Raw genomic sequence first — 21,878 nt, forward strand, 5'->3', positions numbered from 1 at the left:
GGAATATGCAGATCCACGAAGTACGCACCCGACGCAGCGCCGACGATTTCCCGCGCAGCGAGCACCTGGCCACCAAGATCGCCGCGATCGCCGCCGACCCGGTGGCCGTGCCCGCCGAGACCGAGGCGATGGTGATCAACCGCATCATCGACAACGCCGCGGTGTCGGCTGCCTCGGTGATCCGTCGGCCGGTGACGGTGGCCCGCGTGCAGGCGCTGGCGCATCAGCGTCCGGGTGGTGCCACGGTGTTCGGTGTCGAGGGCACGGTCTCGGCCGAATGGGCAGCGTGGGCCAATGGCGTCGCGGTGCGCGAACTGGACTTCCACGACACCTTCCTGGCCGCCGAGTACTCCCACCCCGGCGACAACATTCCCGCGCTGGTTGCCGTCGCGCAACAACTCGGCGTGGGCGGCGCCGACCTGATCCGTGGCCTGGCCACTGCCTACGAGGTACAGATCGATCTGGTCAAAGGAATCTGCCTGCACGAGCACAAGATCGACCACGTCGCGCACCTGGGTCCGTCGGTGGCCGCGGGTCTGGGCACCATGTTGCGGCTGGATGAAGACACCATCTACGACGCCATCGGGCAGGCGCTGCACCTGACCACCGCCACCCGGCAGTCGCGCAAGGGGTTGATCTCCAGCTGGAAGGCCTACGCGCCGGCCTGGGCCGGCAAGGTGGGCATCGAAGCCGTCGACCGCGCCATGCGCGGTGAGGGATCGCCGGCGCCGATCTGGGAAGGTGAGGACGGCGTCATCGCGTGGCTGCTGTCCGGGCCCCAACACAGCTACCAGGTCCCGCTGCCCGAGCCCGGCGAGCCCAAGCGCGCCATCCTGGACAGCTACACCAAGGAGCATTCGGCCGAATACCAGAGCCAGGCGCCCATCGACCTGGCCCGCCGGATGCGCGAGCGGATCGGCGATCTGGACCAGATCGCCTCGATCGTGCTGCACACCAGCCACCACACCCACGTGGTGATCGGAACCGGTTCGGGGGATCCGCAGAAATTCGACCCCGACGCCTCGCGGGAGACACTGGACCACTCGGTGATGTACATCTTCGCCGTCGCCCTGCAGGACGGCAGCTGGCATCACGAACGGTCCTACGCCCCAGAGCGCGCGCACCGGCCCGACACCATCGAGTTGTGGCGCAAGATCTCCACGGTCGAGGACCCGGAATGGACCCGCCGCTACCACTCAACCGACCCGTCCGAGAAGGCGTTCGGCGCGCGGGCCGTGATCACGCTCAAGAGCGGCGAGACCATCGTCGACGAGCTCGCGGTGGCCGATGCGCATCCGTTGGGGGCCCGGCCGTTCGCCCGCGATCAGTATGTCGCCAAGTTCAACGAGCTGGCCGAGGGCGTGGTGGATCCCGATGAGCAGAAGCGGTTCCTGTCTGCCGCGGAGAACATCTCGTCGGCCGCCGCCGGCGACCTGGCCGCACTGAACGTGCGGGTCGATCCGCTGGTGCTGGACAAGGCGCCGACGATCCCGGCCGGGATCTTCTGATGAGCGGGTTGCTGGCCGCTGCCACTCCGGCCGCGGAGAAGCGACGCAAATTCCGGCTCGGCCTGGAATCCGGACGGTTGCTGCGCTTCCCGGGGGCATTCTCGCCGCTGGTCGCGAAACTGGTCGCCGAAACCGGCTTCGACGGGGTTTACGTCTCGGGTGCGGTGTTGTCCGCCGACCTGGGTCTGCCGGACATCGGCCTGACGACCTTGACCGAGGTGGTGGGCCGAGGAGCCCAGATCGCTTCGGCCACCGATCTTCCCACGTTGATCGACGCCGACACCGGATTCGGGGAGCCGATGAGTGCGGCCCGTACCGTGACCTTGCTCGAAGATGCCGGGCTGGCCGGGTTGCACCTGGAAGATCAGGTCAATCCCAAGCGGTGCGGGCATCTCGACGGCAAGGCCGTGGTCGAGACCTCCGAGATGGTCAAGCGGCTGCGTGCGGCTGTCGCCGCGCGGCGCGATCCGAACTTCATCATCTGCGCCCGCACCGACGCTGCGGGCATCGAGGGCATCCCCGCGGCGATCGAGCGGGCCAAGGCCTATGCGGATGCCGGCGCGGACTTGATCTTCACCGAAGCGCTGCACACCCCGGCCGACTTCGAGCAGTTCCGGGAAGCGGTCGACCTGCCGCTGCTGGCCAACATGACCGAGTTCGGCAAGTCCGAACTGCTGACCGCCGCGCAGCTATCCGAGATCGGCTACAACATGGTGATCTACCCGGTCAGCACGCTGCGGTTGGCGATGCACGCCGTCGAGCTCGGACTGCGCGAAATCCACTCCGCGGGAACACAATCCGGTCTGATCGACCAGATGCAACAACGCAGCCGACTCTACGAGTTGCTGCGTTACGCCGACTACAACCAGTTCGACTCCGACATCTTCAACTTCTCGCTACAAGGGGCAACACCGTGACTGTTACCGCGAACGAGCCGAAGATCCACAAGGGACTGGCCGGCGTGGTGGTCGACACCACCACGATCTCAAAGGTGGTGCCCGAGACCAACACCCTGACCTACCGTGGCTATCCGGTACAGGACCTGGCCGCGCACTGCTCGTTCGAGCAAGTGGCCTACCTGCTCTGGCACGGTGAGTTGCCCACCGATCAGGAGTTGGCGCTGTTCACCCAGCGTGAGCGGGCCTCCCGGCGAATCGACCGGTCGATGCAGTCGCTGCTGGCCAAACTGCCGGAGAACTGCCATCCGATGGACGTGGTGCGCACCGCGATCAGCTATCTGGGCGCCGAGGACCCGGAGGAGGACGACGCCAGCGTCTCAGCGAACATGGCCAAGTCGCTGCGGATGTTCGCGGTGCTGCCGACCATCGTCGCCGCCGACATGCGCCGCCGCCGCGGATTGGAACCGATTGGCCCGCACAGCCATATGGGTTACTCGGAGAACTTCCTGAACATGTGCTTCGGCGAGGTTCCCGAACCCGCCGTGGTGCAGGCGTTCGAGCAGTCCATGGTGCTCTACGCCGAGCACAGCTTCAATGCCTCCACCTTCGCCGCCCGCGTGGTGACCTCGACACAATCCGACATCTACAGCGCGGTCACCGCGGCGATCGGCGCGCTCAAGGGGTCGCTGCACGGCGGCGCCAACGAGGCCGTGATGCACGACATGCTCGAGATCGGTTCGGCGGACCGGGCCGCGGAATGGTTGCACGGCAAGCTGTCCCGCAAGGACAAGGTGATGGGATTCGGTCACCGGGTGTACAAGAACGGTGACTCGCGGGTGCCCACCATGAAGGCCGCACTGCAGCAGGTGGCCGCCGTCCGCGATGGCCAACGCTGGCTGGACATCTACGAGGTGCTGGAGAGCGCGATGTACGCGGCCACCAGAATCAAGCCGAACCTGGACTTCCCGACCGGGCCGGCCTATTACCTGATGGGCTTCGATATCCCCTGCTTCACACCGATCTTCGTGATGAGCCGGATCACCGGTTGGACGGCGCACATCATGGAACAAGCCGGTTCCAATGCGCTGATCCGGCCGCTCAGCGATTATTCGGGTCACCCGCAGCGCGCGCTGGCATAGCACGATGCTGGAGAAGATACTGGTCGCCAATCGCGGCGAGATCGCGATCAGGGCGTTCCGCGCGGCCCATGAACTCGGCGTCGCCACGGTCGCGGTGTACCCGTTCGAGGACCGCAACTCGGTGCACCGGTCGAAGGCCGACGAGTCCTATCAGATCGGCGAACCGGGACATCCGGTCCGGGCCTACCTGAGCGTCGACGAGATCGTGGCGACTGCGCGGGCATGCGGTGCGGACGCGGTCTATCCGGGATACGGGTTCCTCTCCGAGAACCCGGCACTGGCCGCTGCCTGCGCTCGGGCCGGCATCGTGTTCGTCGGGCCCGCTGCCTCGGTGCTCGAACTGACCGGGAACAAGGCCACCGCGATTGCGGCTGCCGAAGCGGCCGGACTGCCGGTGCTGGCGTCCTCGGCGCCGTCCTCCGATGTCGACGAATTGCTCACGGCGGCAACAGACATGGAGTTTCCGCTGTTCGTGAAGGCAGTCGCCGGGGGCGGCGGCCGCGGTATGCGCCGGGTCGGGGCCTTCGACGAGTTGGCCGAGGCGATCGCGGCGGCCAGCCGCGAAGCGGAATCGGCGTTCGGTGATCCCACCGTGTTCCTGGAACAGGCCGTGGTCAACCCACGTCACGTCGAGGTGCAGATCCTGGCCGACACGCACGGCAACGTCGTCCACTTGTACGAGCGGGACTGCAGTGTCCAGCGTCGACACCAGAAGGTCATCGAGTTGGCGCCCGCCCCGAATCTCGATCCCGCGGTGCGTCGGCAGATGTGCGCAGGCGCGGTCGAATTCGCCCGGCAGATCGGCTACTGCGGCGCCGGCACAGTGGAGTTCCTGGTCGACGAGCGCGGCAACCATGTGTTCATCGAGATGAACCCGCGGATCCAGGTGGAGCACACGGTGACCGAGGAAGTCACCGACGTCGACCTGGTGTCGGCCCAGTTGCGGGTCGCAGCCGGGGAATCGTTGGCGGACCTGGGACTGACCCAGGATTCCATCGTGTTGCACGGGGCGGCCTTGCAGTGCCGGATCACCACCGAGGACGCCGCGAACGGCTTCCGGCCCGACACCGGCCGAATCACCACCTACCGCTCACCGGGCGGAGCCGGCGTCCGCTTGGACGGCGGTACCCACGTCGGCGCCGAGATCACCGCGCACTTCGACTCCATGCTGGTCAAACTGACTTGCCGGGGCTCGGATTTCGGGGCCGCCGTGCGGCGGGCACGGCGGGCGGTCGCGGAGTTCCGGATCCGTGGCGTGGCGACCAACATCGGATTCCTGCAGGCCGTCCTGGACGATCCGGACTTCCTGGCCGGACGGGTAACCACCGGCTTCATCGATGAACGGCCCGGTCTGCTCACCGCGCGGTGCAGCGCCGATCGCGGCACCAAGATCCTGAACTACCTCGCCGACGTCACGGTCAACAAGCCGCACGGCCCGCGGCCGACCGGGGTGTACCCGCACGACAAGCTTCCGGCGATCGACCGGAAAGCCCCGGTGCCGGCCGGCTCGAAGCAGAAGCTGGACGAATACGGACCGCAGGGTTTCGCCGACTGGATGCGCGATCATCGCGGTGTCCTGGTGACCGACACCACCTTTCGCGATGCCCACCAGTCGCTGCTGGCCACCCGGGTGCGCACCAGCGGTCTGGCCACCGTAGCGCCCTACATCGCACGGACCATGCCGCAGTTGCTGTCGGTCGAATGCTGGGGCGGGGCCACCTACGACGTCGCGTTGCGCTTCCTCAAGGAAGATCCCTGGGAGCGGCTGGCGGTACTGCGCGACGCCATGCCGAACATCTGCCTGCAGATGCTCCTGCGCGGCCGCAACACGGTCGGCTATACGCCCTACCCGGTTGTCGTCACCGACGCGTTCGTCGACGAGGCCGCCCGCACCGGGGTGGACATCTTCCGGGTCTTCGATGCGCTGAACAACGTCGAGTCGATGCGGCCGGCGATCGATGCGGTGCGGGCCACTGGAACCGCGGTCGCGGAAGTCGCGATGTCCTACACCGGCGATCTGCTGAACCCGGCCGAGGATCTGTACACGTTGGACTACTGGCTACGGCTGGCCGAACAGATCGTCGAAGCCGGCGCACACGTGCTGGCGATCAAGGACATGGCCGGGCTGTTGCGAGCTCCTGCGGCGGCAAAACTGGTGTCGGCCTTGACCACACGTTTCGACCTGCCGGTGCACGTGCACACGCACGACACCGCCGGCGGCCAGTTGGCCACCTACGCTGCGGCCTGGACCGCCGGCGCCTCGGCGGTCGACGGTGCGGCCGCCCCGCTGGCCGGAACCACCAGTCAGCCAGCGCTCAGTTCGATCGTCGCTGCGACCGCGCACACCGAATTCGACACCGGGCTGTCGCTCGGCGCGGTGTGTGCGCTGGAGCCGTACTGGGAGGCCCTGCGCAAGGTGTACGCGCCTTTCGACGTTGCGGCATCGGGACCGTCGGCCCCCACCGGGCGGGTGTATTCGCATGAGATTCCGGGCGGGCAGTTGAGCAATCTGCGTCAGCAGGCCATCGCGCTGGGACTCGGCGACCGCTTCGAGCAGATCGAGGACGCCTACGCGGGCGCCGACCGGATCCTCGGCCGACTGGTCAAGGTCACCCCGTCCAGCAAGGTGGTCGGTGACCTGGCTCTATCCCTGGTCGGTTCCGGCGCTCAGGCCGACGAATTCGCCGCGGATCCGGCCCGCCACGACATCCCGGACAGCGTGATCGGGTTCCTGCGGGGTGAACTCGGCGATCCGCCCGGCGGCTGGCCGGAACCGCTGCGCAGCAACGCATTGGCCGGCCGCGGACCCGGGCGGACCGAGCAGCCGTTGACCGCCGAGGACCGCGACGTGCTCGCTGCGCCGGGGCCGAAGCGGCAGGCCAAGCTGAACGAACTGCTGTTCCCGGGTCCGACCGCCGAGTTCCTGGCGCACCGCGAGCAGTACGGCGACACCAGTCAACTCTCGGCGAATCAGTTCCTCTACGGATTGCGGCGCGGTGAGGAGCACCGGGTCAAACTCGAGCGAGGAGTCGAGCTGCTGATCGGTTTGGAGGCCATCAGCGAAGCCGATGAAAAGGGTATGCGGACGGTGATGTGCATCATCAACGGGCAACTCCGTCCAGTTCTGGTGCGCGACCGCAGCATCGCCGCCGACGTTCCGATCGCCGAGAAGGCCGACCGCACCAATCCCGATCATCTGGCGGCGCCGTTCGCGGGCGTGGTCACCCTGGTGGTTCAGGCCGGGGACGAGGTCGCCGCCGGTGACACCGTGGCCACCATCGAGGCGATGAAGATGGAGGCTGCCATCACGGCGTCTCGGGCCGGTACCGTGCAGCGCACCGCGATCAACCCGACCGCTCAGGTCGAAGCCGGTGACCTGATCGCGGTGATCGGCTGAAATCGTCTCGGCCGCGCTGAATACTGAACTGAGAGCGAAGATCGGGTCGAATCTTCGCTCTCAGTTCAGTTTCCGCGTAGCAACGCCGGTAATGACTAGAAGATCAGGCCAGAAGTCTTGCTGCGGGCGGCCGCGAAACGCTGCTGCACGTCAGCCCAGTTGACCACGTTCCAGAACGCCTTGACGTAGTCGGCTTTGACGTTCTTGTACTGCAGGTAGTAGGCGTGCTCCCACATGTCGACCTGCAGCAGCGGGATGATGCCCAGCGGGACGTTGGCCTGCTGGTCGAACAGCTGGAAGGTGAGCAGTCGGTCGCCGAGGGTGTCGTAACCCAGCACCGCCCAGCCGGAGCCCTGCAGGCCGTTGGCAGCGGCGGTGAACTGTGCGCGGAACTTGTCGAACGAACCGAACTGGTCGTCGATAGCCGCGGCCAGGTCGCCTTCCGGCTTGTCTCCGCCGTTGGGGGACAGGTTCTTCCACCAGATGGTGTGGTTGACGTGCCCACCGAGGTGGAACGCCAGGTTCTTCTCGTTGAGGAAGATCGCCGCGTGGTCGCCGTTGGCGCGGGCCTCCTCGAGCTTGCCCAGTGCGTCATTCACACCTTTGACGTAGGCCGCGTGGTGCTTGCTGTGGTGGATCTCGTTGATCTGACCTGAGATGTGGGGTTCCAACGCACCGTAGTCGTAGTCCAACTCGGGCAGGGTGTACTCGGCCATGAATTCCTCTCTGCGTACGCGCTCGGGGAGCCGTCGGCCGGCCTGGACAGATGATCTGCCGCATCGACAGTGCGTGCGCCGCCGGCCAATGGCAGTTTATCTGTTCAGGTGAGCATGTGATAGACCGGGCACTGGCTATTCCGGCGGCACCGGCGCGGCGGGCTGCGGCGCCCAGTAGGCCAGCATCTCGGCGAACGTGTCGAACGCCGGTCCGCAGATCCCGTACGGCGCCTCCAAGTGCAGACTCAACGGGAATCCGAGCTCGGCCACGCCGTCGATCACCCGCCGGTACAGGTCCAGCAGCCGTCGACGCTTCTCGGCCGGCTCGGCCGCGGCCAGCGCGCGCACGAAGTCTTGCTCGACCTCGACGGCGGCGTTGCCGCGGTCCCGGATCAGCCAGTCGATCAGGCCCACCTCGGCTTCGAGTTTCGGCACGAAGCCGAACGAGAGCAGGATTTCCGGTCGATGCGCACTGGTACGCGCGAACTCTCGCAGAAATCCGACGATGGCGTCGGAATACAGCAACTGCGTCATCCCGAACGTCGCGCCCCGGTCGCACTTGAAGCCGAAGCGCTCCTGCTCACCGTCGCGGGTGGGGATCAGGATCACCCCGCGGTTGTCGACGAGCTCACCGAACTTGGACAGCGCCTCGATCGGGGGGACGCCCTCGCCGTCGCCGTCGTTCATGGTGCGGGGAACCCCGACGAAGATGGTGCCGTCGAACCGGGCGGCCCGCAGCCGGCCGAGACGTTCCCGCAGCGCCGCCTCGTCGAGGAACGAGGTCACCTGGGTGCACAGGGCGGACACGCCGGGCAGATCCGGGCTGATGATCGACCAGAAGTCGAGGACGTCGAGCTTGGGCTTCATCTCGACCGGCCGGTCGTCGTCCTCGGCGATCATCCCGGGAATCATGATGTGGCCGATCCGCCCGGCGATGCCGGCTTGCTCGGCGTGGCGCAGCACCTTGTGCGCCTCTTCCCGCGCGCGCGGCACACCGCGTTCGACGTCGGGCGGCACCAATTCCAAGGCGATGGTGTTCAGCGGCATGGTGACCTCCTGGTCATTGTGCAAACACGTTGCGCCCCAGGGCTTCCTGGGGCGCAACGCGGATGCGGACGACGACTAGCCGCGCACGGCCTTGGCCGCGGCCACCATGTTGCGAAGCGATTCGGTCACCTCATCGGTGCTCCGGGTCTTCAACCCACAGTCCGGATTGACCCAAAGGCGTTCCGCGGGAACTGCGTCGAGCGCATGGCGTAGCGATGCCACCATCTCGTCGGTGGACGGCACCCGCGGTGAGTGGATGTCGTAGACACCCGGACCGACGCTGTTGGCGAACCCGATCTCGTTGAGGTCTCCGAGCACCTCCATGCGTGATCGCGCGGCTTCGATCGAGGTGACGTCGGCATCCAGGTCGGCGATCGCGCCGATCACTTCACCGAACTCCGAGTAGCACAGATGCGTGTGGATCTGGGTGGTGTCGTCGACCCCGGAGGTGGACAGCCGGAACGCCGAGACCGCCCAGGCCAGGTATTCCTGCTGGTCCTCGCTGCGCAACGGCAGCAGCTCGCGCAGTGCGGGCTCGTCGACCTGGATGATCGAAATGCCGGCGGCCTGCAGGTCTACGGTTTCGTCCCGGATCGCCAGCGCGATCTGGTTGGCGCTGTCGGCCAACGGTTGGTCGTCCCGGACGAAGGACCAGGCCAGGATGGTCACCGGGCCGGTGAGCATGCCCTTGACCGGCTTGTCGGTCAGCGATTGCGCGTACCGGATCCAGTCGACGGTCATCGGTTGGCGTCGCGCCACGTCGCCGTACAGGATTGGCGGCCGCACACACCGGGAGCCGTAGGACTGCACCCAGCCGTTCTGCGTGGCGAAGAAGCCGTCGAGTTGTTCGGCGAAGTACTGCACCATGTCGTTGCGCTCGGGTTCACCGTGCACCAGGACGTCCAGGCCGAGTTCCTCTTGCAGCCGGATCACGTCGGCGATCTCGGACCGCATCTGTTGTTCGTAGCCGGCCTGGTCGATCTGTCCAGCGCGCAGCGCAGCACGTGCTTTACGGATCGCGACGGTTTGCGGGTAGGAGCCGATGGTGGTGGTGGGCAACACCGGCAGCTTCAGCCGTGCGTCCTGGGCCGCCCGGCGACCGGCCGCCGGTCCGCGCTGGACACCGGTGGCGAGCACCGCCGCCAGCCGGGCGCGCAGCTCGCCGTCGTGCAAGCGGGGGTCGGCCGCGCGCGACGCCACCGCGGCGTTGGAGGCGTCGATCTCGGCGGCGACGGCCTCGCGTCCCTTGCGCAGTGCGACCGCCAGCGTTGCGACCTCGAACACCTTCTCGTCGCCGAAGGCCAGCCAGGTGCGCAGCGCGTCGTCGAGGTCGTGCTCGGGATCCAGCGAGTACGGCACGTGCAGCGTCGAGCAGGAGGTCGAAACTGCCAGGGAACCAACCGATCCCAGCAGCGACGCCAAAGTCCCCAGCGCGTCTTGCAGGTCGGTGCGCCAGATGTTGCGGCCGTCGACCACGCCGGCGACCACCAGCTTGTCGGCAAGCTCGGGGACCGCTGCGACGGCCCGGGTGCTACCGGCCACCAGGTCCACCGCGATCGCTTCGATCGGACTGCGGGCCAGCGCGGACAGCGCGCCGTTGAGGCCACCGAAGTAGGTCGCCACCAGGATGTCCGGCCGATGCGGCGCCGCGGCGAGTTCGGTGTACACCCGGTGCGCGAGTTTGGCCGCGTTGTCGAGTTGATCGGTGACCAGCACCGGCTCGTCCAACTGCACCCATTGCGCACCCGCTTCGGCGAGTTCGGCCAGCAGTTGCGCGTAGAGCGGCAGCAACTCGTCGATCCGCTCGATCGGTGCGGCCGCGCCGTCGACGGCCTTGCTCAGCGCGAGGAAGGTCAGCGGTCCGATCACGACCGGGCGGGCCGGAACGTCGAGTTCGCGCGCCTCGGCGAGTTCGGCCAGCACCTTCTGCGGATGCAGCGAGAAGACGGTGTCCGGCCCGATTTCGGGAACGATGTAGTGGTAGTTGGTGTCGAACCACTTGGTCATCTCCAGCGGTGCGACGTCGGCGTTGCCGCGGGCGGCAGCAAAGTAGCGGTCCAAATCGTCCGGGATCGACTGCACGCGCGGCGGCAGTGCGCCGAGCAACACCGCGGTGTCGAGGACCTGGTCGTAGTAGGAGAAGGTGTTGACCGGGACGGAGTCCAGGCCGGCCTGGACCAGCGAGGTCAAGGTCTGGCGACGCAGGTCGGCGGCGACCTCTTCGAGTCGGGTGCGGTCCACCCGGCCGGCCCAGTAGCCCTCGGTGGCGCGTTTGAGTTCGCGATTCGGTCCGATGCGGGGGGCGCCCAGAATGGTCGCGGTGAACGGTGTTGCCATGAGACGTCCTTCGATACGGCGGATAGCGCATTCGCCCACGGACGTCCACTGAGGCTGCACTGCGGCAGCTCTCGGCGATCCGCCCATTCCGCGAGGCGATGCACCGCCGGACGCGGCGCGTCCGGCACAGCTGGCAGGTCTTCGGACTCGCAGGCGCGCACCGTTTCCGGTGCTCCTAGTGGCCGTCGCTTCCCGGTGGCAGTTTGGCTGCTACCAGTGCTGATGACGGCGGTCGTTCCTGCATACCGCTGCGGGACAGTCCCGGATTCTCACCGGGTTCCCTCTATCGGTCCACCCATGGTGGACCGGTCGATGCCGTCCGCGCGGGGCGCGGGCGGCAAACCAGCTGCACCGCAAATTCTACCGCCTCCCCGGCAACACGGGGGGCCGCAGGGTAGGCACGGTCAATCGCAGCATCGGAACTCGCTTCGAGGCAACAGGATTCCCGCTACCGTCGAGCCGACGCCGCTCCGACCGAAGGATTCGACGATGCCCGATCCGCGCGCTGCCGAGTCCTCGACCCGTCGCTTCCACGTCTTGGCCGCCAATCCGGGCAAGCGGCGAACCGAGATCATCTACCTGGTCTGGTTCCTGGCGACCGTCCCGATCCAGGCCTTGGTGGTGTTCAACCTCAGCTACGACCGCCCCAACGACCCCGCCCTGGTGGGACAGGCCATGCTGATGGCCGCCGGCACGTTGATCCTGCCGTTGGTCCTGCGCGCCCCCGAGGACCGAGGTCGGCCGCTGCGCGACCTGTACGGCTTCCGGATGGGCATCTTCTTGACGATCTGGGCCGTGCTGGGCGGCTTCATCGGCACCGACCCCTGGTACGAGGTGCTGCACGGACACTTCGCGTTCAACACCGCACTGAATCCCAACGGTGTGCCGCTGTTCATGCTGCCGATGACCATCTCGGTGTTCAGTTTCTACACCGTGATCCTGGGCAGCCTCTACCGGATGCTCACCCAGGTGTTCACCCGCGACACCCTGGTCCGGCACGTGCTGCTGTGCCTGCTGTTGGCCGGCATCATGCCGCTGGGCGAGACGTTCGCCTACTCGGGTCCCAACTACTGCTTCGACAACGGTGTCGGCATGTGGGGCCTGAACGTGCTGATCTACGGCTCTTGGCATTTCGCCGCGCTGCTGTTCTACACCCGGTTCGACCGCGAACCCGACGAGCGCACTCCGCTGCAGACCGTCGCACTGTCAGGTTTCGCGGCGATCGGCCTCCTGATGGTGCTGATGGCGATCACCAAGACGTTCATCGCGCCGCACTTCGTCGAGGTGCAGCACGGGGTACGTCACCTCAACGACTGGAGTTCGGAAAATTGCCTGGGACCTAAGCCCTGAGGGTTTTGGTGGTCCGGGCTCCGACGGTGATCCACCCGGTGATCTCCCGGCGCCATCAGGCTCGGGACGGATGCCAGTTGCGGATGGCGGCGGCGAAGCGTTCCGGGGCGTCGGACTGCACGAAGTGCCCTGCGCCCTCGAACAACTCGGTGTGCACCTCGGTGAAGCTGGACTGCCAGCGCCGAAGTTCGGCCTCGCCGAACGCGATGTCGGCGGTGCCCCAGACGATCAATGCCGGCAGTGACGTCAGGCTGGCCAGGGTCTTCTCGACGCCTTCGAGAAAGGCGCGGCTGCCGGTGATTCGGCCGGGAAACACTGCCGAGGCCTGCCGACGCTGTGGTGTCGCCAGCGCCGACCGGTAGTGCGCCATCTCCGTGGCAGTGGGCGTGCGCAGCCGGTGCCCGGCCGGGATCATCGCGTTGACGAACAGATTGAACTGCCGGATCAGCAGTCGTCCGAGTGGTCCGCCCACCACGTGCGACATGATCTGGATTCCAAGCGCGTCGGCGGGCCAACCCATGGTGTTGGCCAGCACCAGTCGCGCGAACGCTGCGCGGCGCTGACCGACGGCGAACAGGCCGATGGGCCCGCCCCAGTCATGCGCCACCAGCGTGACGTCGCGGAGGTCGAGTGCATCGATGAAGCCGACTACGCACTGGGCGTGCTCTTCGGGCAGGTATCGGTACCCGGGCCGGGCATGCGACAGCCCGAATCCGGGGTAGTCCACCGCAACACAACGGAAGTCGTCGCGCAAGACCTGGATCACCTCGCGGTAGACGAACGACCAGGTGGGATTCCCATGCAGGAAGAGCAGCACGGGGCCGGCGCCCTCGTCGATGTAATGCACGGTGTTTCCGTCGATGTCGACGAACCGGCTCTGGAACGGGAACAACTCGTCGTCGACCCACGTGGGTCGGGTGCTGACTGCCATTGGCGCCTCCGATCAGTGCACTTGATATAATCAAGCCAGATTGAAAATATCAAGTAGGGGCGTGATGGCAAAGGATTACGGGCAGTATTGCGGGCTGGCACGTGCGCTCGACGTGGTCGGTGATCGTTGGAGTCTCCTGATCGTCCGGCAGTTGCTGATCGGACCCGCTCGCTATGGCGAGCTGAGGGACGGACTGCCGGGCATTGCGACCAATTTGCTGGCCGACCGGTTGCGGGACCTGGAGACCGCCGAGGTCGTCGAGCGGCGGATCGGTGCACAAGGCGGTGCGGTCGAGTACGCACTCACGCCATGGGGTGAGCAACTGCGGGAACCGATCGAGGCGTTGATCCGCTGGTCTGGTCCGCTGATGGTTCGCGGGCCGCAAGGAGATCACTTCCGCGCGGAGTGGTTGTTGCTGGCCCTGCCCGCGTTGTTCGCGCACCGCGTGCCGCCGAAACAGCGAGTTACAGTTGGGATTTCCGTCGACGGCGAACTGGTCGCAGTGCGGGCCAGCCGGTCCGGCTTTCACTTCGGCTCGCCCGGCGCCCATCACCTCGATGCGGTCATCAGCGCTGACGCGCAGATCGTCCTGGGGTTGGCGGCCGGCATGCTCACCCTGGATGCGGTCCCCGAGTTGATCGAGATCACCGGTGATGCGACAGCGGTGCAGCGACTGTTCGAGGCGCCGCTGTCGGTTGGCTGACCGTCAGGCCGCTGACTTCTCCAAAATGTGTACACCGCACGCGGATCCAAGTCCGATCACGTGCGCCAAGCCCAGTTTGGCGTTCTCGATCTGCCGGTCACCGGCCTCGCCGCGCAGATGATGGCAGACCTCCCAGATGTTGGCGATGCCGGTCGCGGCGATCGGATGCCCCTTGGACTGCAGCCCACCGGACACGTTGACCGGGGTGGAGCCGTCGCGCCAGGTCGCGCCGGACTCGAAGAAGTCCACCGCGCCACCCTGTTCGCACAGCATCAGGTTGTCGTAGTGCACCAGCTCGGCGGTCGCGAAGCAATCGTGCAACTCCACCAGATCCAGGTCGCCGGGCTCGACGCCGGCCTGCTGGTAGGCGGTGGCAGCGGCGTTGCGGGTCAGCGTGTTGACGTTCGGCAGCACCTGGCAGCCTTCTTCGTACGGATCGGTGGTCAGCACCGACGCCGACACCTTGACCGCGCGTCGGCGCTGCTCGATCGACAGCGACTTCAGCGTCTCGCCGTTGCACACGATCGCGGCGGCCGCGCCATCGCAGTTGGCCGAACACATCGGCCGGGTGTTCGGGTAGGCGATCATCACGTCGTTCATGATCTGTTCCAGGGTGAACCGCTTCTGGTAGGCGGCCAACGGATTCAGCGTCGAATGCGCGTGGTTCTTCTCGCTGATCTTGGCGAACAGCTCGAAGCTGGTGCCGCCGTACTTGTGTCCGTACTCCATGCCGATCTGGGCGAACACCCCCGGCATGGTTTCGGTGCCGATCCGGCCGTCGATCGGGGCGATTGCACCGAATCGGCCCTTGGCCGTCCAGACGTCGGCGTCGTCGGGCTTCTTGCCACCGGCACCGAGAAGTCCGGCGCCGGAAAGCTTCTCGACGCCGACCGCCATGCCGTAGTCGACCTCGCCGGCCTTGACCGCCATGATCGCGGTGCGCAGCGCGGTGGCGCCGGTGGCGCATGCATTGGCCACGTTGTACACCGGGATACCGGTCTGGCCGATCTGTTTCTGCAACTGTTGGCCGAGGCCGGCACCCGCGTTCATCAGGTTCCCGGCGGCCAGCACCCCGATGTCCGACATCTGCACACCGGCATCGGCCAGCGCGCCGAGTGCAGCCTGGGCGGCCAGGTCGACGGTGTCGAGTTCGGCGTGCTTGCCGAACTTGGTCATGGTGATCCCGAGGATCCAGATATCGTCGCTGGCGCTCATCGGAATTGCTCCTTGGCTCGAGGGATGGGGGTCAGGCGGCCGGTTCGAAACCGAAGCCGATCGCCTCGGTGCCGTTGGCATCGGTGCCCAATGAATAGGTGGCCAGCTTGACCTTCATGCCGTCCTGCACGTGCTCGGGTGTCGGCTCGACGTTGATCAGGTTCGCTCGCACCTGGGTGCCGTCGCAGTCCACCACCGTGGCGACGAACGGGGTGGGCACACCAGGGGCGGCGAAGGCCACGATGGTGAAGGTCCGGACCGTGCCCTCAGCGGGCAGCGGCACGGTGCTGAACTCGGTGCCGGAGCAGCGGGCGCAGGCGTTTCGACGGTCGAAGAAGCGTGCCCGGCACCCGGTGCACTCCTGAACGACGAGGTGGGGGTCGCCGTCGTCGAGCACCAGGTAGTCGACCAGGGGAATCTGCGCAGCCATTGAGCACCTCCGTCGATGTGTCCTTCTGACTGACGTTAGCGTGCGGTTGCCTTGCCGTTGCGCTCGCGGTGCTTGCAGCCCGGCCAACAGCACGGCCGGCGTTTGCCCTCTTCGAGTTCTTCCTGGGTGCGGCGGATCCGACGTTCCCGGGTGGCGGCCTGTTTGGCGTCTTCGACCCAGCAGATGAACTCGTTGCGGGCCAGCGGCGTGATGTCTTGCCACGCGGCCAACGCGGTCGCGTTGCCGACCAATGCGGTGTGCAAATCGGCGGGCAGCTCATGCACCACTCCGCCGGGAACTTCGTCAGCGGTCACGGTGGCCAGGGTAGCGCCGACTCAGCGCAGACCGATATGGGTGGGCGGACGAAACGAACCGGCCGGCTGCGCCAGCGCGATCGCAATCCCGTGCCCGATCGGCCCGCGCTGGTCGAACAACGTCGCCGCGCCGGAGGCCACGCCGTCGGCGCCGTTGTGCCCGTCGGAGGCCAAGCCGACGAACTCGCCCTCGGGCAGCCGGCTCAGCGACAACGTGAAATCGGCGTTGATGTAACGCAATCCGGTTGTGCTCCAATGGGTCAGCGCGCTGGTGACATCGGCGGCCAGCGCGGCCCGGGTGAACGGCGTCATCGGCTCGTGGTCGATCAGCGGCCGGGTCTCGCGCACCCAGGCGAACTTTCGGGCCTGGTCCTGCTGCCAGTCGATGCCGGTACCGCCCAACTTGCCGTTCTCGGTGTCCGCGCCGTAGGTCCACAACTCGAACGGCATCCGGTTGACGGTGACATCAGCGGCGCTCGGCAGCGCCGGGACCGCGGTCGCGGGATTCCAGACCGCGCCCTCGGGATGCTCGCCGCGGCGCAGGAACACCGCACTGGCCCGTGAGACCAGCTCACCGTCCTGGCGTACCTCGACGTCGATCACTTTGATGCGCTTACCTTCTCGACGCACCACGGTGTACACCTGGACCGGCTTCATGAACGCCGGACGCAGCAGGTCGGCGGTCAACCGGGCCGGCTGCAACTCCGGGTCGGAGCTGGCTTGCTCGGCCGCCCAGCCCAGCAGTCCGCCCACGATGTGGCCGCTGATCGTCTCGCCCCACGGTCCCTGCGCCATCTGGCTGGGGACCAGCGTGTCACCGTCGCGGGTGAAGAACGGGGCCGGTTCGGTCACGGCAGCGGAGCCAGTTCCGGCTGCCGGGGCGCCGGCCACGGCTCAGGCTTGGGACGCTGACGCACCTGCTGCGGCCACCAGAACCACTTGCCCAGCAGCGCCGCGATCGACGGTGTCATGAACGAACGCACCACCAGGGTGTCGAACAGCAGACCCAGACCGATCGTGGTGCCCACCTGGCCGATCACGGCCAGCTCACTGACCGACATCGACATCATGGTGAACGCGAACACCAGACCGGCCGACGTCACGACGGATCCACTGCCGCCCATGGCGCGGATGATGCCGGTGTTGAGGCCGGCGTGAATCTCTTCCTTCATCCGGGCCACCAGCAGCAGGTTGTAGTCCGCGCCGACGGCCAGCAGCACGATCACCGCCATCGGCAGCACCATCCAGTGCAGTTCCAGGCCGATCAGGTGCTGCCACAGCAACACCGACAAGCCGAACGATGCACCCAGGGACAGCACCACGGTGCCGACGATCACCGCGGCCGCAATGATCGCGCGGGTGATCAACAGCATGATGATGAAGATCAGTGCCAGCGCGGCGATTCCGGCGATCAGCAGGTCATAGTTGGCGCCGTCCTGCATGTCCTTGAAGGTGGCCGCGGTGCCGCCCAGATAGACCTTCGATCCCTCCAGTGGGGTGCCCTTGATGGCCTCCTTGGCGGCCAGCTTGATGGCATCGATGTGTTTGATGCCCTCAGGGCTCATCGGGTCGCCGTCATGGCTGATGATGAACCGCACCGCGTGCCCGTCCGGCGACAGGAACATCTTCATGCCGCGCTTGAAGTCCGGGTTGTCGAACGTCTCCGGTGGAAGATAGAACGAGTCGTCGTTCTTGGCCTTGTCGAAGGCCTCACCCATGGCCGTCGAGTTTTCCGACATCGCCGACATCTGATCCTGCATACCCTTTTGGGTTTGATACATGGTCAGCATGTAGGTCTTCATGTTCTTCATGGTCTGGATCATCTCGGGCATCAACGCCACCATCTGCGGCATCAAGGTGTCGAGACGTTCCATGTCCGGGATCATCGCCTGGATGTCGTGAGTCATCACGTCCATGCCGTCGATCACGTCAAAGATCGACCGGATCGACCAGCAGGCCGGGATGTTGAAGCAGTGCGGTTCCCAGTAGAAGTAGTTCCGCATGGGCCGCAAGAAGTCATCGAAATCAGCTATGTGGTCCCGCAATTCGGCCACGTCAGCGGTCATGTTCTTCATCTTGGTGACCATGCTGTGCGTGGTGTCGGCCATCTGGATGGTGATGGACTGCATCTGCTCCATGGTCTCGACGTTCTTCTGCATCTCGTCGGCCTGGACCAGCATGTTGGCCATCATGTCCTGCTGGTACTTCTCGTTCATCTTGGACGTGGTGCCCTGCATGCTGATCTGGAACGGGATCGAGGTGTGCTCGATGGGCGTGCCCTGCGGCCGGGTGATGGCCTGCACCCGAGCAACCCCGGGAACCCGGGTCAACGCCTTGGCGACCTTTTCGATCACCAGGAAGTCGGCGGAATTACGCAGATCCTGGTCGGTTTCGATCATCAGTAGCTCGGGGTTCATCCGGGCCGGGGAGAAGTGCCGATCGGCCGCGGCGTAACCCTCGTTGGCCGGCAGGTCCGCCGGCAGGTAGTCGCGGTCGTTGTAGTTGGTGAGGTAACCGGGCAGGGTCAGCAGGCCGACCAGGGACAGCGCGATGGTGGCCACCAGGATCGGGCCCGGCCAACGCACCACGGCCGCACCGATCTTGCGCCAACCGCGTACCCGCATCGCACGTTTGGGTTCGAGGATGTTGCCGAACCGGGTGACCACGCTGATGATCGCCGAGCCCAACGTCAGCGCCGCGAACACCACGATCGTCATACCGATCGCGAGCGGCACGCCCAGGGTCTGGAAGTACGGCATCCGGGTGAAGTGCAGACAGAAGGTAGCCCCGGCGATCGTCATACCCGAGCCGAGGATGACGTGGCCGGTGCCGTGGAACATGTCGTAGTACGCAGTTTCGCGGTCCATGCCCTTCGACCGCGCCTCTTGATAGCGGCCGATCAAGAAGATGGCGTAGTCGGTGGACGCCGCGATCGCCAACGTCACCAACAGGTTCGTCGCGAACACCGACAGCCCGATGATCTCGAAATGGCCGAGGAAGGCCACGCCGCCGCGGGCCGCGCCCAAAGACAGCACCACCAGGAACAGCGTCACGACCACCGAGATGATCGACCGGTAGACCAGCAGCAGCATGATGATGATCACTGTGAACGTCAGCGCTTCGATGGTCCGCATGCTGCGGTCGCTGGCGATGGACTGGTCGGCGGCCAGTGCGGCCGGTCCGGTCACATACGCCCGCACGCCCTCGGGCGCGTCGACGCCGGCGACGATGTCCTGAACCTTCTCCACCGACTCGTTGGCCAGCGCCTCACCTTGGTCACCCGCGGTGTAGACCTGCACATAGGCCGCGTGGCCGTCCGGGCTTTGGGCGCCGGCCGCGGTCAGCGGATCACCCCAGAAGTCCTGGACGTGTTCGACGTGTTCGGTGTCGGCCTCGAGCGCTTCGACGATTCGGTCGTAGTAGTCGTGGGCTTCCTCGCCCAGCGGCTGGTCGCCTTCGAACACCACCATGACCGAGCTGGTGGACTCGAACTCCTGGAAGACCGAGCCGACCCGGGCCATCGCGATCATCGACGGCGCATCGCTGGGTGACATCGACACCGAGCGGGCCTTGCCGACCGCCTCGAGTTGCGGCACCGAGACGTTGAGCAGCGCGATCAGCGCCACCCACACCACGATGATCGGCACGGCCAACCGACGGATCCACTTGGCGATACCGGAACGCGGCGGGCCGCCGGTCGGCAAGGTTTCGGTGGGGGCGTCGTAGATCGGTGCGCTCATGCGGATTTCACCAAGCAGAAGGTCTGGGCGCTCACGCCGGAGTTGGTCCGTTCGTCTTTGACCTCGTCATCGACGGTGATACGGCAGGACAAGGTGTTGGAGTCGCCCTGTGCGACGACGTTGGGGAACACCGAGGGGTCGGTGGTCTCCAGGGTCAGGGTCCAGGGCAGGGCCGCGCCGTCGACGCGCTGCGGCTGGGCATCGAGGTCGAGGTAGTTGACGTCGGCGTAGCTGCCGTCGCCCCACACCTCATAGGTGACGACCTTGGGGTTGAACGGTTCGGTGTCCTCGATGGCCGCGCTGGTGCCGAACTCATTGGGGTCGGCGCCGAAGAAGGTCCGGATCCGGGACACGGTGAAGCCGGCAACGAGCAGCACCACGACGATGACCAGCGGAAGCCAAGTCCGCCGCAGCAGGGTCATCGAAGGCCCCCACCGTCTGGGACGGTCGGGATGGGTATCTGGGGGAGTCGACCTGACCTTGCCACTCGGCTAACTATAAGTAGTACGCTCGACTAATCAAAGCTCGAATTTGGGCGGATTCGGTGATTCCGCGCACAACGACCGCGAAAGTGTGAGCGGCCGAGGGGGTCGGAGGAGACTGTCGTGGCCAAGCCGGTGGCGCAACGAGGTTCCGCGCGCGCCCGCGTGATCGAAGCTGCGCTGGAACTGTTCGCTCGGCACGGTGTGCACGCCACCTCGCTGCAGATGATCGCCGATGCCCTCGGCGTCACCAAGGCCGCGGTGTACTACCAGTTCCATTCCAAGGACGACATCGTGCACGCCGTCGTCGGGCCGATCTTCGCCGACATCGCCCGGGTGATCTCCGATGCGTCCTCGCTGGCGTCGACGACCGAGAAGCGCGATGCGGTCGTCGTCGGCCTGATCGACGTGTCGGTGGCGCACCGTCGCGTGATGGCGGTGTTCTCCGGTGACCCGGTGGTGCACGCGATGGTCAACTCTGAGCCCGAGTACTCCGAAGTGGTCGACCAACTGGGGGAGGTGTTGACCAGTGCCCGGCACGACGTCACCTCCCGCGTGGCGGCCGCGATGATCACCGCCGGGATCTTCGGCGCCAGCACCGATGCGCAGTTGGTCGACGTGCCCGACGAGCGGTTGCGCGAGATCCTGTTCGACTGCAGTCGGCATTTGCTGGACCGGGCCATGTCGGACCCTCGGGTCGGTCCCAGCAGCTAACAGGTTTCGGCGCCCTAACGATTGGGTTCCGGCTCGGCGCTCGCGCTGGCCGACCCGTCGGCAGCTGTGCTGTGGTGGAAGCGATGTCTACCAGGAATGTGTCACCCCGTCTTTTCGCGGGGTCGCTCGGGATTCTCGGCGTTGCCGGCGGTCTGCTGGGTGCCGCGCCCGCCGGGGCTGCGCCGGACGCCGACGCGCGTGGCTACGTCGATTCCAGCGCGCGCTGCCCGAGCCCCGCGTTGATGTTCGGCGAGACCACGGCATCGCGGGTCGCGATCTGTGAGACCTCCAACGGTTACGAATACCGCGGCGTCCGACTGCGCGACGGCGCGACGCTGACCGTTTCGGCCGCCAAGACCAGCGCCGGCTACTCCGCGGAGAACGCCGGTATCGAGTACGAGGTGACCCCCAAGGCGTTGATCATCAGTTCGGGCAACGAGGTGATCCGCGAAGAGAAGATGGTCGACTTCCACCCCGGCGGCGCGCAGGCGTCTACGCCGAGCATCGAAGCACCGAAATCCAGCGGACCGCCGCTGGCCGCCGAGGTCGGCGGCAGCGGTGATCCCTCTGCTGAGTAACTCGTCGGCGTCGTCGGCTGAGTAGGCCCGCCGAGCGGGGCTCCCGGCGCGGGCAGGGCTGCCGGTCGCGGCCGGGCTCCCGGCGCGGGCAGGGCTGCCGGCCCGGCCAGCGGACCTCCCGCCCGTCGGAGGAACTCCCGGGCCCGTCAACCCTTCTGGCCTGCCCAAACTCTCTTCGTTTCGTGGGTTATGCACAGTGTGTGTTTCATCCCCAGATCGGGGTTCGGGTCGTCGCGTGTGTCTGACCCCGAACCTAGAATCGAAAGCATGTTCGAACTCCTGGATCGGGACGCGTTACGGCAGGCAGATGACGCCGCGCTGATCACCGCGATCGAGGACACCACCCGTCTGGAGGCCGCCGCCGCAGCCGCGCGCCTC

At 66.4% G+C, this 21,878-nt stretch carries 18 protein-coding genes and 1 riboswitch; of the genes, 8 read left to right on the forward strand and 10 right to left on the reverse strand.

Annotated features, from left to right (window positions below; all coding sequences use genetic code 11):
- Nucleotides 1–5: 5 nt before the first annotated feature.
- The 4 genes from prpD to AC5Y3P_RS17670 are packed head-to-tail and all read left to right on the forward strand — an operon-like array spanning nucleotide 6 to nucleotide 6,943.
- On the forward strand, nucleotides 6–1,508 hold the full coding sequence (gene prpD, locus AC5Y3P_RS17655) for a 2-methylcitrate dehydratase PrpD (RefSeq protein WP_500047214.1): 1,503 nt from the start codon (nucleotides 6–8) through the stop codon (nucleotides 1,506–1,508).
- Nucleotides 1,508–2,425, forward strand: a complete 918-nt coding sequence (gene prpB, locus AC5Y3P_RS17660) for a methylisocitrate lyase (RefSeq protein WP_500047215.1) — start codon at nucleotides 1,508–1,510, stop codon at nucleotides 2,423–2,425. The genes prpD and prpB overlap by 1 nt, the downstream gene beginning before the upstream one ends.
- A complete protein-coding gene (locus tag AC5Y3P_RS17665) occupies nucleotides 2,422–3,546 on the forward strand; it encodes a bifunctional 2-methylcitrate synthase/citrate synthase (RefSeq protein WP_500047216.1) in 1,125 nt (374 codons plus the stop codon). The genes prpB and AC5Y3P_RS17665 overlap by 4 nt, the downstream gene beginning before the upstream one ends.
- Before the next feature lie 4 nt (nucleotides 3,547–3,550).
- Nucleotides 3,551–6,943, forward strand: a complete 3,393-nt coding sequence (locus tag AC5Y3P_RS17670; protein ID WP_500047217.1) for a pyruvate carboxylase — start codon at nucleotides 3,551–3,553, stop codon at nucleotides 6,941–6,943.
- A gap of 95 nt (nucleotides 6,944–7,038) precedes the next feature.
- Here the strand turns inward: AC5Y3P_RS17670 and AC5Y3P_RS17675 are convergent, their stop codons facing one another.
- The 3 genes from AC5Y3P_RS17675 to metE form a co-directional block, all read right to left on the reverse strand.
- Complete coding sequence (locus AC5Y3P_RS17675; RefSeq protein WP_500047218.1) at nucleotides 7,039–7,659, reverse strand: superoxide dismutase; 621 nt, start codon at nucleotides 7,657–7,659, stop codon at nucleotides 7,039–7,041.
- 135 nt (nucleotides 7,660–7,794) lie between these two features.
- On the reverse strand, nucleotides 7,795–8,706 hold the full coding sequence (locus AC5Y3P_RS17680) for a mycobacterial-type methylenetetrahydrofolate reductase (protein ID WP_500047219.1): 912 nt from the start codon (nucleotides 8,704–8,706) through the stop codon (nucleotides 7,795–7,797).
- A 75-nt stretch (nucleotides 8,707–8,781) separates the two neighbouring features.
- Nucleotides 8,782–11,043 carry a 5-methyltetrahydropteroyltriglutamate--homocysteine S-methyltransferase gene (metE, locus tag AC5Y3P_RS17685; protein WP_500047220.1) on the reverse strand — a complete coding sequence of 754 codons (2,262 nt, stop codon included), beginning with the start codon at nucleotides 11,041–11,043 and terminating at the stop codon, nucleotides 8,782–8,784.
- 132 nt (nucleotides 11,044–11,175) lie between these two features.
- A riboswitch (cobalamin riboswitch) is annotated at nucleotides 11,176–11,350 on the reverse strand.
- A gap of 182 nt (nucleotides 11,351–11,532) precedes the next feature.
- Here metE and AC5Y3P_RS17690 point away from each other — a divergent pair.
- Complete coding sequence (locus AC5Y3P_RS17690) at nucleotides 11,533–12,393, forward strand: hypothetical protein (protein WP_500047221.1); 861 nt, start codon at nucleotides 11,533–11,535, stop codon at nucleotides 12,391–12,393.
- 55 nt (nucleotides 12,394–12,448) lie between these two features.
- Here the strand turns inward: AC5Y3P_RS17690 and AC5Y3P_RS17695 are convergent, their stop codons facing one another.
- Nucleotides 12,449–13,324 (reverse strand): alpha/beta fold hydrolase, encoded by an 876-nt coding sequence (locus AC5Y3P_RS17695; protein WP_500047222.1) that lies wholly within the window; start codon nucleotides 13,322–13,324, stop codon nucleotides 12,449–12,451.
- A 64-nt stretch (nucleotides 13,325–13,388) separates the two neighbouring features.
- Here AC5Y3P_RS17695 and AC5Y3P_RS17700 point away from each other — a divergent pair, with 64 nt between their 5' ends.
- A complete protein-coding gene (locus AC5Y3P_RS17700) occupies nucleotides 13,389–14,027 on the forward strand; it encodes a winged helix-turn-helix transcriptional regulator (protein WP_500047223.1) in 639 nt (212 codons plus the stop codon).
- Between the two features lie 3 nt (nucleotides 14,028–14,030).
- Here the strand turns inward: AC5Y3P_RS17700 and AC5Y3P_RS17705 are convergent, their stop codons facing one another.
- From AC5Y3P_RS17705 to AC5Y3P_RS17730, 6 genes are read right to left on the reverse strand one after another with little or no spacing between them, the layout of a single operon-like run.
- Entirely contained in the window at nucleotides 14,031–15,242 is a 1,212-nt protein-coding gene (locus AC5Y3P_RS17705) for a thiolase family protein (protein ID WP_500047224.1), read from the reverse strand.
- A gap of 31 nt (nucleotides 15,243–15,273) precedes the next feature.
- Complete coding sequence (locus AC5Y3P_RS17710) at nucleotides 15,274–15,672, reverse strand: Zn-ribbon domain-containing OB-fold protein (RefSeq protein ID WP_500047225.1); 399 nt, start codon at nucleotides 15,670–15,672, stop codon at nucleotides 15,274–15,276.
- A gap of 35 nt (nucleotides 15,673–15,707) precedes the next feature.
- Entirely contained in the window at nucleotides 15,708–15,986 is a 279-nt protein-coding gene (locus tag AC5Y3P_RS17715; protein WP_500047226.1) for a YdeI/OmpD-associated family protein, read from the reverse strand.
- A gap of 21 nt (nucleotides 15,987–16,007) precedes the next feature.
- Nucleotides 16,008–16,781, reverse strand: coding sequence for a thioesterase family protein (locus AC5Y3P_RS17720; protein ID WP_500047242.1), 774 nt, complete (start codon nucleotides 16,779–16,781; stop codon nucleotides 16,008–16,010).
- 53 nt (nucleotides 16,782–16,834) lie between these two features.
- A complete protein-coding gene (locus AC5Y3P_RS17725) occupies nucleotides 16,835–19,726 on the reverse strand; it encodes an MMPL/RND family transporter (RefSeq protein WP_500047227.1) in 2,892 nt (963 codons plus the stop codon).
- On the reverse strand, nucleotides 19,723–20,148 hold the full coding sequence (locus tag AC5Y3P_RS17730; protein ID WP_500047228.1) for an MmpS family transport accessory protein: 426 nt from the start codon (nucleotides 20,146–20,148) through the stop codon (nucleotides 19,723–19,725). The genes AC5Y3P_RS17725 and AC5Y3P_RS17730 overlap by 4 nt, the downstream gene beginning before the upstream one ends.
- 183 nt (nucleotides 20,149–20,331) lie before the next feature.
- Between AC5Y3P_RS17730 and AC5Y3P_RS17735 the strand changes: the two genes are divergently transcribed.
- Together AC5Y3P_RS17735 and AC5Y3P_RS17740 are read left to right on the forward strand one after the other, a co-directional pair.
- Nucleotides 20,332–20,922 (forward strand): TetR/AcrR family transcriptional regulator, encoded by a 591-nt coding sequence (locus AC5Y3P_RS17735; protein WP_500047229.1) that lies wholly within the window; start codon nucleotides 20,332–20,334, stop codon nucleotides 20,920–20,922.
- Between the two features lie 83 nt (nucleotides 20,923–21,005).
- Nucleotides 21,006–21,500, forward strand: coding sequence for a hypothetical protein (locus tag AC5Y3P_RS17740; RefSeq protein WP_500047230.1), 495 nt, complete (start codon nucleotides 21,006–21,008; stop codon nucleotides 21,498–21,500).
- Nucleotides 21,501–21,878 lie beyond the last annotated feature (378 nt).

It is taken from the genome of Mycobacterium sp. NGS45 (genome assembly GCF_059812645.1).

Coding starts and splice junctions, on each gene's coding strand:
- prpD (WP_500047214.1), top strand. CDS start 6: ATGCAGATCCACGAAGTACGCACCCGACGCAGCGCCGACGATTTCCCG.
- prpB (WP_500047215.1), top strand. CDS start 1,508: ATGAGCGGGTTGCTGGCCGCTGCCACTCCGGCCGCGGAGAAGCGACGC.
- AC5Y3P_RS17670 (WP_500047217.1), top strand. CDS start 3,551: ATGCTGGAGAAGATACTGGTCGCCAATCGCGGCGAGATCGCGATCAGG.
- AC5Y3P_RS17675 (WP_500047218.1), bottom strand. CDS start 7,659: ATGGCCGAGTACACCCTGCCCGAGTTGGACTACGACTACGGTGCGTTG.
- AC5Y3P_RS17680 (WP_500047219.1), bottom strand. CDS start 8,706: ATGCCGCTGAACACCATCGCCTTGGAATTGGTGCCGCCCGACGTCGAA.
- metE (WP_500047220.1), bottom strand. CDS start 11,043: ATGGCAACACCGTTCACCGCGACCATTCTGGGCGCCCCCCGCATCGGA.
- AC5Y3P_RS17690 (WP_500047221.1), top strand. CDS start 11,533: ATGCCCGATCCGCGCGCTGCCGAGTCCTCGACCCGTCGCTTCCACGTC.
- AC5Y3P_RS17695 (WP_500047222.1), bottom strand. CDS start 13,324: ATGGCAGTCAGCACCCGACCCACGTGGGTCGACGACGAGTTGTTCCCG.
- AC5Y3P_RS17700 (WP_500047223.1), top strand. CDS start 13,389: ATGGCAAAGGATTACGGGCAGTATTGCGGGCTGGCACGTGCGCTCGAC.
- AC5Y3P_RS17705 (WP_500047224.1), bottom strand. CDS start 15,242: ATGAGCGCCAGCGACGATATCTGGATCCTCGGGATCACCATGACCAAG.
- AC5Y3P_RS17710 (WP_500047225.1), bottom strand. CDS start 15,672: ATGGCTGCGCAGATTCCCCTGGTCGACTACCTGGTGCTCGACGACGGC.
- AC5Y3P_RS17720 (WP_500047242.1), bottom strand. CDS start 16,781: ATGGCGCAGGGACCGTGGGGCGAGACGATCAGCGGCCACATCGTGGGC.
- AC5Y3P_RS17725 (WP_500047227.1), bottom strand. CDS start 19,726: ATGAGCGCACCGATCTACGACGCCCCCACCGAAACCTTGCCGACCGGC.
- AC5Y3P_RS17730 (WP_500047228.1), bottom strand. CDS start 20,148: ATGACCCTGCTGCGGCGGACTTGGCTTCCGCTGGTCATCGTCGTGGTG.
- AC5Y3P_RS17740 (WP_500047230.1), top strand. CDS start 21,006: ATGTCTACCAGGAATGTGTCACCCCGTCTTTTCGCGGGGTCGCTCGGG.